9 protein-coding genes and 4 pseudogenes are annotated in these 15,447 nt (G+C 65.1%); 10 read left to right on the top strand and 3 right to left on the bottom strand.

Annotated features, from left to right (window positions below; translation table 11 throughout):
• Nucleotides 1-305: 305 nt before the first annotated feature.
• Nucleotides 306-1,537 (bottom strand): annotated as a pseudogene (locus tag ACWCQK_RS40040) (IS4 family transposase).
• A gap of 161 nt (nt 1,538-1,698) precedes the next feature.
• Between ACWCQK_RS40040 and ACWCQK_RS40035 the strand changes: the two are divergent.
• From ACWCQK_RS40035 to ACWCQK_RS40000, 8 genes and pseudogenes are all read left to right on the top strand, one after another.
• Nucleotides 1,699-2,772, top strand: coding sequence for a transposase (locus tag ACWCQK_RS40035; protein ID WP_451163896.1), 1,074 nt, complete (start codon nt 1,699-1,701; stop codon nt 2,770-2,772).
• A 464-nt stretch (nt 2,773-3,236) separates the two neighbouring features.
• Nucleotides 3,237-4,643 carry an IS1380 family transposase gene (locus tag ACWCQK_RS40030; protein ID WP_451163894.1) on the top strand — a complete coding sequence of 469 codons (1,407 nt, stop codon included), beginning with the start codon at nt 3,237-3,239 and terminating at the stop codon, nt 4,641-4,643.
• A 764-nt stretch (nt 4,644-5,407) separates the two neighbouring features.
• On the top strand, nt 5,408-5,857 hold the full coding sequence (locus ACWCQK_RS40025; RefSeq protein ID WP_451163892.1) for an LmrA/YxaF family transcription factor: 450 nt from the start codon (nt 5,408-5,410) through the stop codon (nt 5,855-5,857).
• Between the two features lie 26 nt (nt 5,858-5,883).
• Nucleotides 5,884-6,555: an enoyl-CoA hydratase-related protein gene (locus tag ACWCQK_RS40020; RefSeq protein WP_451163890.1), complete on the top strand. Its 672-nt coding sequence runs from the start codon at nt 5,884-5,886 to the stop codon at nt 6,553-6,555.
• A gap of 93 nt (nt 6,556-6,648) precedes the next feature.
• Nucleotides 6,649-8,889 (top strand): molybdopterin-dependent oxidoreductase, encoded by a 2,241-nt coding sequence (locus tag ACWCQK_RS40015; protein ID WP_451163888.1) that lies wholly within the window; start codon nt 6,649-6,651, stop codon nt 8,887-8,889.
• A 173-nt stretch (nt 8,890-9,062) separates the two neighbouring features.
• A pseudogene (locus tag ACWCQK_RS40010) lies at nt 9,063-9,558 on the top strand (transposase family protein); the annotation flags it as partial.
• 52 nt (nt 9,559-9,610) lie between these two features.
• On the top strand, nt 9,611-10,060 hold the full coding sequence (locus tag ACWCQK_RS40005) for a GNAT family N-acetyltransferase (protein WP_451163886.1): 450 nt from the start codon (nt 9,611-9,613) through the stop codon (nt 10,058-10,060).
• Between the two features lie 186 nt (nt 10,061-10,246).
• Nucleotides 10,247-10,391: pseudogene (locus tag ACWCQK_RS40000) on the top strand (IS1380 family transposase); the annotation flags it as partial.
• A 306-nt stretch (nt 10,392-10,697) separates the two neighbouring features.
• On the opposite strand, the gene ACWCQK_RS39995 reads toward ACWCQK_RS40000, so the two are convergent.
• Nucleotides 10,698-11,390, bottom strand: a complete 693-nt coding sequence (locus tag ACWCQK_RS39995) for an aspartate/glutamate racemase family protein (protein ID WP_451163884.1) — start codon at nt 11,388-11,390, stop codon at nt 10,698-10,700.
• 44 nt (nt 11,391-11,434) lie between these two features.
• Nucleotides 11,435-11,721, bottom strand: a pseudogene (locus ACWCQK_RS39990) (IS5/IS1182 family transposase); the annotation flags it as partial.
• A gap of 497 nt (nt 11,722-12,218) precedes the next feature.
• On the opposite strand from ACWCQK_RS39990, the gene ACWCQK_RS39985 reads away from it, so the two are divergent.
• Nucleotides 12,219-13,151 carry a hypothetical protein gene (locus ACWCQK_RS39985; RefSeq protein ID WP_451163882.1) on the top strand — a complete coding sequence of 311 codons (933 nt, stop codon included), beginning with the start codon at nt 12,219-12,221 and terminating at the stop codon, nt 13,149-13,151.
• Between the two features lie 1,141 nt (nt 13,152-14,292).
• On the top strand, nt 14,293-15,411 hold the full coding sequence (gene ltrA / locus ACWCQK_RS39980; RefSeq protein WP_451163880.1) for a group II intron reverse transcriptase/maturase: 1,119 nt from the start codon (nt 14,293-14,295) through the stop codon (nt 15,409-15,411).
• The last annotated feature ends 36 nt before the right edge of the window (nt 15,412-15,447 follow it).

Raw genomic sequence — 15,447 nt, 5'->3', positions numbered from 1 at the left:
ACGCCAAGGCCTGGGCCGATGTCGCCCGACGCGTCCACCGCTCCAACACCGCCCGCTCGTCATCAGACAGCAGCAACGGTTCCAGCCTCGGGCCCACTGACCTAGCCTCAATACCGGTAACTTAGGGCTTTGGTATACGTTTAACCCGTTTGGGTTTGGTGGCGCCAACGAGTTTGATGGCCGCGGTGGTTGGGTGGCCTGCAGCCCGGTGGGAGGCGCGTTTGAGGGGCCAGCCGGCGACTTTCCGTTTGATGACACGTGGATTGACCCGGCGCCGTCGGGGAGGCAGGGGACGTTCGAGGAGCTCAATGTGGGTGGCTTTGATGGCGCGGGCGAGTCGGCCGGGGGGAAAATGCCGCCTGGTCGGTGACCTGGCGGCGCACGACGCGCAGTGAGCGGGTGAAGGAGATCCGGTCGGGGTCCCGGTCGCTTTGTCGTGCGGCCTGGTGCATCAGGTGCCGGATGGCGTGGTGGACGAGCAGGAAGCCGTAAAGTTCCTGGTCAGCGCCGTCGGGGTGTTGCGAACGCAGTACCAGGTGCGACCCGCCGAGGTGGGTCTTGATCTCGTCGAGAGTGGACTCGAGCTCCCACCGCTGTGCGTAGAGTTCGGCCAGTTCCGCGGCCGGGGCCTTGTCCGGGTCGAGGATCGTGGTGATGAGCCGGTAGGCACCCTCGTGGCCGGCGATGGTGTATTCGACCGCGCGTACCGGCACCCCACGACGGGTGTGGTGGATGTCGCTGCGATCGAAGACTTCGGTGAGATACGAGCCGTCCGACAACTGCTCGACCACCGGCAGCACGAGGTCTTTGCGGACCCGCCACAGCAGGTCCGCCCCCGTGGCCGCGGCTGTGCGCCACAGGTCCACGCCGTAGAAGCCACGGTCGGCCAGCAGCAGCATCCCCTGCCTCAGGGACGATAGGACCGCCCGAGCCAGAGTCTGTTCTCCGGTGCGCAGTGCTCCGATCGCAGCGTCGAAGACGGCGTGCGTGCCGCACTCCACCAGGCCGACCATGCGGATCTGCGGGTAGCCGACATCCTGTTCACCGCGCCCGGAGCGCGGCGGACGGCCGAACGCCTCCACGTTCCCCTTCGTGTCGGGCAAGTCGAATGTCGTGCCGTCGATCGCGGTCAGCCGCCAGTCGCGGTAGAAGGCGCCCTGAGTCTCCGGTGTGGCAACCGGACGGCACACCCGCTCAAACAGCTGCTGCAACGGTGCCACACCCAGCCGGGACCTGGCTTGCCAGATCGCCGCCGTACTCGGCACACCCACGACGCCCGCCAGCATCGCGCACCCTGCAGACCCGCGGCCAGCAGCCGCGCGACCTCCTCATAGCTCTGCCCCGAGAACAGACACATCGCCAACACGAAGTAGACCACCAGTCGGGCCGGCAACAGCCGCTTCCGCTGCTGCACCCGCCCCGTCTCCGCCAACACCTCATCCACAAGAGACTGAGGAAACGCCTGCGTCAGCACCCCGACCGCAACCCGGTCCGACAGACGCTCACCAGATGACTTCAGCTGACCCGCTCTCGGCACACCACCAACAACGACCAGATTGCACCTAAGTTACCGGTATTGACGCTAAGCTTCGCTTTTATCCCTGCGCCCTGCTTGTGGACGATTGGTTGGGTGAGGTGCGGGACATGGAACGGCCATCGCGGGACTCTCCAGGTAGGTGAAGACCAGGGGAGCGTGCGATGGCCGTCGCTGTCAGTGGGCTCGGGGCGGGGGCGGGGCGTCAGAGCAAGGCCAACCTGATGAGCTTCCGCAGGGGCTGGTACGACTGTCTGTCCCGACGGGCGGATGCGTTGTTCGAGCTGACCGATGCCCTGCTGGCAGCAGGCCCGGTCATCTCTCTGCCCTATCTGTCGCTGGACGGGCTGCACCGGCGTGGTCACGGCAGTACCTATGCGGCCCTGGCCAACGGCCGCGTGGGGGCCGAAGCGGCACGTGCACTGTTCGCCGACTCGCTGCCCGGCGCGTCGTGTCCGGTCTTCGCGGTGGATGTGAGCGTCTGGGTCCGCAGCGACGCGGAGTGCTCGCCCGGGCGCGGCTTCTATTACCACCCCTCCAGGCACTCGGCGGGACAGCCGATCGTGGCCGGCTGGGCCTACTCCTGGCTCGTCGGCTTGGAGCTGACGACGAACTCGTGGACCGCTCCGGTCGATGCCCGGCGACTGGTCCCGGGCGAGACCCCGAGCGTGGCCGCCGCCTGCCAGATCAGCGACCTGCTGCGACGACGACCCGGACTGGGCGACCAGACACCGCTGTTCGTGTTCGACGGCGGCTACGACTCTGTCCGTCTGGCCCTCGAACTCACCAGTTCTCCGGCCCAGATCCTCGTCCGGGTCCGGTCCGACCGGTCCTTCTACGCGGCCCCACCCCGTCAGCGCCGGCCGGCGGTCGGACGGCCGCGCCGCCACGGCGCGAAATTCACCTGCCCCGACCCCACCACCTGGCCGGCCGCCGACGCTGTCCACACGTGCACGGACGAGCAGTATGGTGCGGTGACCGTGCAGATGTGGCACCGCCTGCACGCCAAGACACAGCAAATGACGGCCATGGCAGCCGCGGCCCGCGACCCATCAGCCCCGGAACTCTGGTCCGGCTTACCGTCGACCGCCTGCCCGGACGGAACCGAGCACCGAAGACCTTGTGGCTGTGGTGGACAGGCCCGCCCGGCCATACCCCCGATCCAGACCTGCTCTGGCGGGCCTACACCCGCCGCTTCGACATCGAGCACACCTGCCGCTTCGCCCGCCAGACTCTGAACTGGACCCTGCCCCGGCCTCGGACGCCCGAACAGGCCGACCGGTGGACCTGGCTCATCCTCGCCGCCAACACCCAACTCCGCCTTGCCCGAACCCTGGTGGCAGACCAGTGACTGCCCTGGGAGAAACCGCTGCCGTCGGCGCGGCTCACACCCGGACGTGTCCGCCGACGATTTCGTTACGTTCAAGCAGCAGTGGGAACACCAGCCAACCCGCCACAACCCCGCGGACGCTCCGCAAGCCGTCCACAAGGCACCCGTCGCGGCCCCACACCCCGCCATCCCGCAGTCAAAACAGCCGCAAGACCTGCGACTCACCACCCAGAGGGATAAAAGCGAAGCTAACCTCGCCGTTTCACTCGGGTACGGCTGCCTTTGGGGCTGAAACGCGAAAGTGCCTTCCTGACCTGGGACGATGAACCTTGCTGAGGGGTTCTGTCGGTCCAGGCGGAGGGCACTTTCTACGTGCAGGGTATCGGGTTGCGTCCCAAGGTCCATGTCAGTGCTGATGGTTCGGGGGTGGTCGGGCATGCCGGGGCACGGTTGCTGGCGGATCTCGCGGACGCCACGGGGCTGACCGCCGCGTACTCGGCTGTCCTCAGGCCGCTTCGGCCGCGCGGGACCGGGCACGACCCGGGACGGGTCGCCACCGATCTGGCGGTGATGCTCGCCGACGGCGGTGAGGCGATCGCGGATCTGGCCGTGCTGCGCGACCAGCCAGGGGTGTTCGGCCCGGTCGCCTCCACACCCACGGCCTGGCGGTTGCTCGCCGACACCGACGAGGCTGCACTCGCCGCACTGCGAGCGGCCCGCGCCTCGGCCCGGGACGTCGCCTGGATGCAGGCCGCCGAGACCGGCGAGGGCATACCCGCTGTCCGGGCCGGCGGACGAGAGCTTCCCGGCCTGGTCCTGGACCTCGACGCCACGCTGGTCGCCTGCCACTCGGAAAAGGAGCAGGCCGCCCCGACCTACAAGGGCGGCTTCGGCTTCCATCCGCTGCTGTGTTTCCTCGCGAACACCGGCGAGGCCGTGTCGGGACGGCTGCGGCCCGGCAACTCCGGAGCCAACACCGCCGCCGATCACATCGCGGTGTTCGACCAGGCACTCGCGCAGATCCCCGACGCACACCGGCACGGCACCGACATCCTCGTCCGCGCCGACAGTGCCGGATCCGCGAAAGCCTTCCTCGCCCACGTCCGGGACGTGAGGAAACGAGGAATCCGTACCTTCTTCTCGGTCGGACACGCCATGACAGAACCAGTCCGCCGTGCTGTCCGGGCCTTGCCCGACCGCCTCTGGCATCCTGCTCTGGACCAGGACGGCACCCTGCGTGACGGCGCCGAGGTCGCCGAGCTGACCGGCATGGTCGATCTGGACGGCTACCCGGCCGGCACCCGCATCATCGTGCGCCGCGAGCGGCCGCACCCCGGAGCCCAGCTGTCCCTGTTCGACCAGGACGAGGGCCTGCGCCACCAGGCGTTCCTCACCGACACCCCGTACTCCCGTGGTGGTTCCGCCCAGTTCCTGGAGGTCCGCCACCGCGGGCACGCAAGCGTCGAGGACCACATCCGGTGCGGCAAGACCACCGGCTTCGGCCGCTTCCCCTCCCGCCACTTCGGCGTCAACGCCGTCTGGCTCGAACTCAGCCTCACGGCGATCGACCTGCTGGCCTGGACCCGTCTGCTGCTACTGGACGGCGAACTGGCCGCCGCCGAGCCGAAGAAGCTCCGCTACCGGCTGCTGCATGTCGCCGCACGCCTCACCCGAGGCGGCCGCCGCCTGCGCTTGCGCATATCGGCGACCTGGCCCTGGAGACACGAACTGACCACGGCCTTCCATCGCCTCGCCGCACTGCCCCGTCCCGCCGGGTGACCAGCGCGCCCTGGCCCACCACGACCCGAAGGATCTCGGAGAACCCGACCACCGCGCCGGGACTCCGTCATGTCCGAGCACCGAGATCGCGTCGGCTGCCCGAAGGTGGCCCCTCAGCGACGCCTCACCGCCTCAACCGAAACGGCGAGGCTAAGTACCACCGCGCAACCGCACGGCGGCCAGACCGGGAGCAGGCCAGGCACCAGGACGACCCATAGTCCCTCTCACCTGCCCCGAACTTCTTCAACTCCTGCAAGCCTTCGTCTTGCCACAACCAGCAACCGGGTAGCAACGACGACGACAAGACCGAACCGACACCTGCCACCGCCACTGAAACGCAAGCACCCCAACCAACCTGATCACGAACTGCAACTGCCGTAGCCGTGAATCCCCGCGATCCGAGCCGTTTCCGATCTCGCTCGGGAAAAAGGGTCGTTTACGAGAAATCCACACACGCCGGGAGCCGACCCTTGCGTGTTCTACACCTCACCCCATAAGTTACCGGCAGGTAGTTCATGCAGGTGAGGTTCACCCGACCGTGCCAGGAGGCCATCGGTATGTCCGTCGACTCTCTCCTCGCGCAGGCTGTCGTAGGTGCGGTGAACACGTGGCCCCCCATAAGAGCGACAGCCGCGAGTAAATGATGCTCCGTGCCGCCACTCTGCTGCGGAAGTACGATTTCGGCGCCGCCAGCCATCAACCGCGTACTGGAGCGCAGCGGGTGCACCCCCGGGGCTGGGTGTATCACCACTTTTCCCGTGGGGGTGCATCTGATCGACGAAGCGGTGGCTCTAGCCGATAACTTCATCGCCGGTCTGATCGACGCCGCCATGCAGGCTGACGACCTAGTGCAGGCGGTCGATGCATTCTTCGCGCCTCGGCGCGAGTGGCTCGTCGAGAGCAACTTCCGGGCCGGCTGCCCGATCAAGGCGGTGGCTGTGGAGACCATCATCGTCGCCCCACAGATGGCCCGCTCCGCTGCTACCGTCTTCGCCCGCTGGCAGGAGGCGCTCCGGGTCTGTTCGTCCGGCAGGGTCTGCCAAGTGGCGGGGCAGACGGCCGCGTTCATCATCGCTGCGGTCGAGGGCGCGGTGATCATGTGCCGCGCGAAGCAGAGCACCGCCCCGCTGGATGCGGCCGCCGCCGGGATCCATGACCTGCTGTTCTACGTGCTGCGGAACCGATCCGAGGCCGGTCTCGAATCAATCCCGTGACCAGTCCACCAAATGAGGGAACCGATATGCCCACGCTCGACCGCCATGACAACGTCTTCGTCCTCGACCTCGGAGACGGGGAGAACCGTTTTCACCCCGCCTGGCTCGCCTCCATCAGCGCCGCGCTGGATGAGGTGGAGAAGGCTGAAGGGCCTCGCGCCCTGGTCACCACCGCGACGGGGAAGTTCTACTCCAACGGCCTGGACCTGGACTGGCTGTTCGCCCACGCCGACCGGCACCAGGACTACGTCGTCTCCGTCCACGCACTGCTCGCGCGGATGCTGTCTCTGCCTGTAGTCACTGTGGCTGCCCTGCAGGGGCACACCTTCGCCGCAGGAGCGATGCTCTCCCTCGCTCACGACTTCCGTGTCATGCGCGCCGACCGCGGCTACTGGTGCCTGCCCGAGGCGGACATCAACATCCCCTTCACTCCCGGCATGGCCGCCCTCATCCAAGCCCGGTTGACTCCGCAGACCGCGCACTGGGCCATGCTCACCGCCCGCCGCTACGGCGGAAACGACGCCGCAACTGTCGGCATCGTTGACCAGGCGGTCGCCGAAGACGCCGTGCGCACCACCGCCGTCGAACTCGCCCAGGCACAAGCGGGCAAGGCCGGTGACACTCTCGGTACGAGCAAAGCCCGCATGTACCTGCCTGCGCTGACCACCCTGCGCGACACCGCCAACCCGCTCGGCTGACGCCCGCACCCAGCGCTCCCCGCCCTCACCGTTCACGCCAGGGCGAGAAGCGTCACCGGTCCGGGCACAGGGCTTTAGATAGGAGACAACGCGATGACAGCTGACGCCACCTGGCACAAGAGCGCATGCATCCTGTGCGAGAACAACTGCGGAATCCAGATCCAGCTCGACGGCCGCACCTTCGCCAAAATTCGCGGCGACAAGGAACACGTCGCTACCGGCGGCTACACCTGCAACAAGGCGCTGCGCTTGGACCACTACCAAAACGGCGGCGCCCGCTTGACCAACCCGCTTCGCCGGGAAGCGGACGGCACCTTTACCCCGATCGGCTGGGACACCGCCATCACCGAGATCGCCACCCGTCTGAAAGCGGTGCGCGACACCTACGGCGGCAAGTCGATCTTCTATTACGGCGGTGCCGGGCAGGGCAATCACCTCGGCGGCACCTACAGCGGCGCACTCATGCGCGCACTCGGCGCTGGCTACCGCTCCAACGCCCTCGCTCAGGAGAAGACCGGCGAGGGTTGGGTCGACGCCCATCTGACGGGCGGCCACACCGCCGGGGAGTTCGAGCACGCCGAGGTCGCCGTCTTCATCGGCAAGAACCCTTGGCAGACCCATGGCGTGCCCCGGGCTCGCACAGTACTGAAGGAGATCGCTAAGAACCCGGATCGTACGATGATTGTCATCGATCCGGTACGTACCGAGACCGCCGACCTCGCCGATGTCCACCTGCAACTGCGACCCGGAACCGACGCCTGGTGCCTTGCTGGCATTCTCGGTGTCCTCTACCAGGAAGACCTCATCGACCACGCTTTCCTGGACACCCACACCGTCGGCGCCGACACGGTCCTCAACCAACTCAAAACCGTCGACGTCGCACGGTGTGCGAAAGTGTCCGGGCTGGACGAGGACCTTCTGCGCACCACCGCGCGGCGCATCGCCGCCGCTTCCAGCGTGTCCACGTATGAGGACCTGGGCGTACAACAGGGTCCCAACAGCACGCTTGTCTCCTACCTCAACAAGCTGATCTGGTTACTGACCGGGAACTTCGCTAAACCGGGTGCGATGCAGCCACACTCCTGGGTGGTCCCGCTGGCCCGCTATGACACCGACCTGCGCCGCACCCCCGTCACCGGCGCCCGCATGCCTGGTGGCTTGGTGCCGTGCAACGTCATCGCCGAAGAGATCCTCAACGACCATCCCAACCGGTTCCGGGCGATGATCATCGAGTCGTCCAACCCGGCCCACTCCCTGGCCGACTCCACCACCTTCACCAAAGCCCTGGCCGCCCTGGACCTGGTCGTCGTCATCGACATAGCCCTGACCGAGACCGGACGCCAGGCCGACTACGTGCTGCCCGCGGCCTCCCAGTTCGAGAAATGGGAAGCCACCTTCTTCGCTTTCGAGTTCCCCCGCAATACCTTTCACCTGCGCGCGCCACTCCTGGACCCACTGCCCGGCACTCTGCCTGAACCCGAGATCTATGCCCGCCTCATCCGGGAAATCCGCGCTGTCCCCCGCAGTCGGCTCGCTGCCTTGCGCACCGCGGCCCGCTTCGGCCGCACCCCCTTCAAGCTCACTTTCGCCGCCCTCGCCGCGATCGACAAGAAGACCCTCGGTATGGCGCCCTACCTGCTGTACGAGACCCTCGGCCCGACCCTGCCTGACGGCGCACGCTCAGCCGCCGTGCTGTGGGCACTCGCCCAGCGCATCTCCCGGAAGTACCCCAACGCCATGCGCCGGGCTGGTCACGTCGACGCCGACGCCCTGTTCGATGCCATGATCGCCGGGCGCTCCGGCATCACGTTCACCCAAGACGAGCATGCTGACGCCTGGCTGTACGTGCCCCACCCCGGCCACCGCATCCCGCTGCCCATCCCCGAACTCCTCAACCTGCTCGCGGCACTAGACACCACTGCAGCGGTGCACACCACGCCGGAGTTTCCCATTGTCCTGGTTGCCGGACAGCGCCGGGCGTTCACCGCTAACACCATCTTCCGCGACACCACCTGGCGCAAGCGCGACCCGGGCGGCGCTCTGCGCATCAGCCCGCACGACGCCGAACACCTCGGCCTCGCCGACGGCGTCCCCGCCCAGATCACGACGGCGCGCGGCACCGCCCAAGCCGTCGTGGAGATCGACGACCGCATGCAAGCCGGCCACGCCGCCCTCCCCAACGGTTTTGGCCTCGATCTGCCCACCGCGGACGGGGAGACCGAACGCACTGGCGTCGCCCTCAACACCCTCACCGACCTGCGCCGGCGCGACCCGATCGCCGGAACCCCTTGGCACAAGCACGTGCCCGCCCGCATCGAGCCGCTCCCCGGCTGACAGGCGCTCCAACCGACCGACTCTCCTTTTCCCGGACAGATGAGGCCCCGTACCTCATCTTGACTGGGTGCGTCTGAGTGAGCCTCTTTCGCTGACGGATGAAACGGGCTGGTCAGTGGGTGTGGTAACGAGGCAGGGCCCCTCGTCGTTGGCGTGGTGATTCCGCTCAGCACGCCGTCGAGCATGTTGCCTGGCTGCTCCACAAACACCGCCGCGTACGCAACACCCGCTGGCGCAGACCCGGTTGCTTCATACAGGCTCTGCTCGCTCTGGTCGACCTGCGCAAGAATGCGATGTTCGCCCATCTGGGCGCCGGTTTCGACATATCCGCGAGCACCCGCCTGGCCCTATGTCGACGAGACACTGGGACATCCTGTCCTCTTGGGCGCCCGGCCTCCTGGAAGCTCTCACCGGCGTCGGCGAAGCAACCACGCCATCAGTGACGGCCCCCTCAACCCCACCGACCGCATCAAGGTGGACGAACCATTCTGTCCGGTGAAGCATCGCAAGCACGGCATGAACGTCCAGGTCTCCGCAGCCCCGGACGACACACCGCTATGGTTCTCCCGCACGACGCCCGGCCGCACCCTCGACCTAACCTCCGGATGCGCCCACGGCATAATTCAGCCCTGTCTGACCCGGCAGATCCTCATCCTGGCCGACCGCGCTGGCGTTCGGCGAAGGGTCACAAGTGTCAGCTGTTCATGGGAACATTGCGGGCATGCTCTTGCGTGCCGCTGTCACCGACGACCTGGAAGCCCTTCTCTCGCTCGCGATCGCGTTCTACAAGGAGGACAATTTTTCGGCTTCAGAGAGCGACTTGCATACCAATCTCTCCAAGATCATCCCGTCTCCGGTGGCCCGCGTTGCTGTCAGTGAGATCGGTGGCAGGATCATCGCGTTTGCAATCACGACAACCGTTTTCGGCCTGGAAGGCGGCCTCATGGCGGAATTGGAGGACCTTTATGTTGCTCCCGACGCTCGCAAGCAAGGAGTGGCCGAGCGATTGATTGAAGACGCCGCACGATGGGCCTTGGAGCAAGGGTGCAAGCACATGCAGGTCGTCATCGCCCCAAACGGCCAAGACGTCAGCCATCTGTTCGCCTATTACGGTAAGCGCGGTTTCCGTGATGCTGGGCGTCGTCTCCTCAGCCGTTCACTGTGCGGGTGAGATGCTGGATCATCGAGGCGATGACTGCCGCAGACAATTAACTTCGCACGAGCATGCCTGTCTGGGCCTCGACCAAATAGGCGAAAAGTGCTGCCGCCTTGCGGCGATATGACTTGCTGAGGTCCCTATTAGTTATAGAATCGATCACTCTCCAGGTTAAGAAGCAGATCGTGTCCGTGTCGAGGGGTGGTCTCGCAGGCCGGGTCGGTGCTGCTTGTGCAGCCTGTCCGCAAGCCCCGCTTGAACACCACAATATCCGCGGGACTCACGCTGCGGCGCAAGCCGCGGGCCGTGCACGGTCCTGCTGGATGTGGCCCTGGCGGTCGAACTCGCCACCTCAAAATGGGTCGACTGGTTGAAAAATCGGCGCCTCCACACAGCAATCGGAAACGTCCTGCCCCATGAGTAGGAGTTCAACTACTACGCTCAACCCAGCCCCAACCGGCGGCTGGAGTCAACACATAGAGCCTCTACCGTTCCTGGAACAATTCCCCGCTTCGTCCCATCTTCTCGACCTTTCGACGTCGGCATCAGGAGCCCTGCTGGCACGGACCTGGACCAGCGACCGTCGAGAGACGAAGCCCGAAGCAACTCGACGAATCATCTGCGTCCGGGCTCCGAATGGGCAACCGACACTTCAACGAAGCCGAAGCCACTGCCGGACAATATTGGTGGCCAGGCACTGTGCGGCGTCAACGATAGATAGATCGGTGGTCGCATGCCGGGAAACGGCACTCAGGTCGAGACAAGCGACGACGACGGTCTCGACCCCCTCTTCGCACAACAGCCCATCGATCTCCTGCCAGAGCACCGCAAGTTCGTCCGCGCTTGCGGACGTACGGGTCTTCCCTAGCAACTCGTCGACCTTGTCCTGCCAGCCGACATCCGCGACGGAGAAGCCCCGCCCGGCTAGCGCCCGCTGGTAGATCCCCGACTCCATGGTTGGGTGGGCTGCGATCACGCCTACCGTACCCGCATCGGCCGGCATCGCCTCCACCGTGAGGCTGACCATGTCGAGTAGCGGAGGTTTCACGGACACAGCAAGGTTGTCGTAGTAGACATGCGCAGTGTTGCAAGCGATGGCCAGTAGGTCGGCACCGGCACGTTCCAGGTCCTGCAGGCCATTGCGGATCGCGCTCTCCAACGCATCATGGTCCACGGGACGGTCTTCATAGAATGGCGCCGGCTGTGAGCAGATCATCATCTTGGGGAAGTCGATGTCGTCCCGAGCCCCGTATTGCCGCTGACACTCAGTCACCACCATGTCCACAAAAGGACCGGTGGACCTGGGTCCCATCCCTGCGAGGATACCGATCAGGGGATGTCCCATCGGTTCGCCTTTCGGATCGTCCGCTCATCCTGCACGGTTGTCCCTGCCTTCGATGACGCGGACCGTACTGTGTGGGCGAGCGTGGGGCAAGGGCGGCCAGGAGTTCGGCGGCCTCGGTGCCGTACCGGTAGACGGTGGTGGTGCCTATCAGGAAACCGGTGACCTCGGCACGTAGGGGTAGCCGTTGGTGGGTGAGGGTGAGCAGGGCCTGTCGGCCCGCATTCAAGCAGCGCCATCGGGTGCGGAGAGCGCGAAGGTGTTCCCTCAAGCGGGCGGCGAGGAAGCGGAAGACAGGGCTGGACACGCCGATGCCGGACGCGCAGACAAACATGCGAAGCCTCTGATGTCACGGCCCTCTTGACCAAAAGCCCATCTACCAGGGACTTTATCCGTACCGTCACGCCAACTGCCCAGCCAACACGCAAGGCTGGTAGGACTCAGTGGCAGCGGTGTGCCGGCAACCCGATCACGACGTGGCGTCGTTGCTTTGTACTTACGTTGAACTGATCCCCCACGAGGGACGCAGTGCGGATCGAGGTCAAAAGACCCGGGTATGGATTACTCTCGCTAGCGGTCCAGTTATTCAATAACATCATTCTTCGGCGTGCTGTTGCCGGAATTCCGTCATTGCGTTCCCCGGAACCTCCGACCTTTCGCGACGGCACGCAGTCGTGAGATAATCGGACAGCAATAGGGTAGAAAGTGCTCAAAAATAAAAGCTCAACCCGAAAGATCACGTCGCTCCTTAGTGCCCTCGCTGCGGCAGTCGGCAGCGTTGTTCTGCTGAGTGCACCGGTCCACGCCAGCGTTGGAACGGAAGCAGAAGCCATGGTAATCGACAGGGTGAACAATTGCACCTTTACTATTGGCGTGGGGAGGGAAAAGGACGCCATGGGCAACCTAGTGCTGGTTGCTGGAACGAAAGCGGGGGCACTGACTCAGCCCTCGGAAGTACTGCGCGATCCAAGCAGAATATCCTGTGCCCTCAAATACGGGGGAGGCAATACACTGGTTACCGCGCAGATCAGCTGTAGCAATGGCGTCACCTCGCCGAACATGGTATTCTCGGCTGCAACGGCCGCCTTCCAGCAACCGTTCGCTTCGAATTCCTGTGAAGCGCGCTTCCGTTTCAGCAAAGAGGCGGATAACGGTTCCGGAATGGGGCCAGGAATGGGTGCTTGGGGTACCGAGTTCCGATGGAAGTGGGAGAAGTGCTACGGCTGGGCGCAAGAGCCGTACGCAGCTGCACGCAATGCAGCCCCCAAGCCCGACTTATGCGGCGATCAGCTTAACACTGGCATGGGAATTCTCCTTGTCAAGCCGAATGGCTCCTTCCAACCTATCTGGCACCTCGATTACAAAGACTTCGACTACTCCGTTGGCCGTACCCCTTCAGGGAGCTACAGCGGAACACGACAGGAACACAAAGTTGAAGTAGAGATGCGGAAGGCGTATTCCCAGGCTGTGACAGACCGGCCGAATAGCACTTCGGCGGCCCCAGAATTCCACTTCGTGACCTATGGGTACGCATGGAGCGAAGCTTCCGCCGAATCCTCCGCCGTGAAATTCGACGAAATTTACCGACTCTGGGCGCTTCATAACAACCCATACACCTCGGTAGGGCCCACATATCAAAGGGTGAGCGGGTATGCCGGCTGCTTTAAGGAGCCCGCCACTGCATCCGCGCCGTCTTACCCCGGATTAAAAGACGGCCAGCAGGTTTCGGTTCAGGGCTACACCTGCCTTAACCAGCACCCGTAGAACGAGGCAAGTTTGATTTTATCCTGTCATTACACTCACCTATAGCCTCACGATCGGGCTCTAGATTTCCAGGCATGGCATGATTTGAACTCCTGTCAAGCATGATTGAGTAGGAGTAATCACCTGTTCCGGACGCAATACGACAGGCCGCCTCTCAAAGCGTATGAGCGCTACTCAAAGTCCGTATTGGGCAATGCTTTTGGTCAGGTCGAGGACTAGAAGATCTTCCGAGACTGCCATTTGAAGGTGGGTAAACACCACACTCAGGCATCGTCGGCTACGGAAAGTCCCTTAGCGCGAACTTTCGTGAGTGGCCGCCAGTTCTACTGGCGGCCACTTTGCGTTCGGTGGTGTTCTTTGAGACAGGACGTGTAGCGGGGGTTGGGACGTATCGACGAACGCCTGGGACCTGGAACTCAAAGAACTCTTCCTGCAGACTGGAGCGAGCTTCTCCCGCGTGGAGGCACGCCGCCGCATGCGGGACTACGTGCGCGCACTGCTCGCCCCGGTCGGCCGCAAGAACAGTTGGGTGCGCCACGAGGCGCCATGTGACCGAGTGGAGGTGCGAGACCTCCGCCGCCGGGCCGTCGCAGCGGCCGGGTAGAAGCTGAGGGCAGTCCGGGCCGGGGAACGCCGGTGAGGACGGGAAGCAGCCCTGACAACGCCGGGACGGCGCGGAACTGCCAGACGCGTCGGGTTCGGCAAGCAAGGCCAGAAGGCGTACGAAGAGGAATCCGTGTAAAGCCCCGTAAGTCTTGTCACCGGGCTCCAATCTGGCGGATATGGGCCCGGGGTGCAGTGCGTGACCGCTCGCTTCGCCAGGGGCGGTCAACTCCGAAGCCGGTCTCCAACTGCCGGTGGGAAGGCCACGCTGAAGGTCTGCGGCGTAGGCGTGGTGATGCTGCCGGGGTAGTAGCGGGACGCCGACCTGGCCGATCAGCACATGGTGAACGTGGGAACCGCCTGTGGCCGCCCGACTCTTTCGGACAGCCGGTCCGGCGAGGAGGGCAGGCCCGTTGCCGGCTGAGGGCCGCAGGTGGGGCGAAGGCCCCGTAGTAGTCCGAGCGGAGGAAAGCTCCGTGCATGGCGAAGGGGGCCAGCAAGTCGGCAGGGAGGATGCTGCAATGCCGGGAGGCCGCCGGTGAATACCGACGCGCTGGAGTTCGCGCTGCTCAAGGCCGAGCGCCGGGTACTGGAGATGCAGACCAAGCTGCACTGTTGGGCGACCGACGATCGTGATCACCAATTCGATGATCTGTTCAATCTCGTTGCCGATCCCGCGTTCCTGCTGGTCGCGTGGGATCGGGTGAGGAGGAACAGGGGCGCTCGCTCGGCCGGAGTGGATGGGCAGACGGCCCGTTCCGTGGAGGACGGGCAAGGCGTCGAGGCATTCCTCGACAAGGTGCGGTCCGATCTGAGGGACCGAACCTTCCGACCGCTTCCCGTGCGCGAACGGATGATCCCCAAACCGGGGACGGCCAAGCGCCGTCGGCTGGGCATTCCCACCGTGCGGGACCGAGTGGTCCAGGCGTCCCTGAAGCTGGTACTGGAGCCGATCTTCGAGGCGGATTTCCTCCCGTGTTCCTACGGGTTCCGCCCGAAGCGCCGGGCTCACGACGCGCTCGCCGAGGCACACCACTTCGCCAAGAACTCCTATGAGTGGATGGTGGAGGGGGACATCGAGGCGTGCTTCGACTCGATCGACCACACGGCCCTGATGGGCCGGGTGCGTCGCCGAGTGGGAGACCGGCGTGTCCTTGACCTGGTGAAGGCCTTCTTGAAGTCGGGCATCCTCAGCGAGGGCGGCCGGTCCAAGAACACCGATTCCGGCACTCCGCAGGGTGGGATCCTCTCGCCGCTGCTGGCCAACATCGCCCTGTCGGCCCTCGATGAGTTCATCGCGGCCGGGCCGGGCGGGCCGAACTCCACGCAAGGCCAGCGGGCCCGGCGACGTCGCCAGAACCTCCCCAACTACCGGCTGTTCCGGTATGCGGACGACTTTCTGATCGCCGTGACCGGGACTCGCGAGCAGGCCGAGGACATGCGCACCCAGGTGGCGGAAGTACTCGCCCCGATGGGGCTGCGTCTGTCGGTGGAGAAGACGGCCATCACCCATATTGACGAGGGGCTGGACTTCCTCGGGTGGCGCCTCCAGCGTCACCGCAAACGCGGGACCCAGAAGCACTACGTCTACCTCTACCCAGGGTCTTTGAGAAGTGATCTTGTGTCCGGGTTCGTCATGCCAGGCCGAGGGCAGTGAGGGGACGCAGGTGGTTTCGGGCGGTGTGGCGGAGGG

It is taken from the genome of Streptomyces sp. NPDC002306, assembly GCF_053593435.1.
Note: the sequence above shows the minus strand (reverse complement) of the source record. Positions and strands in the feature narration are given on the sequence as shown.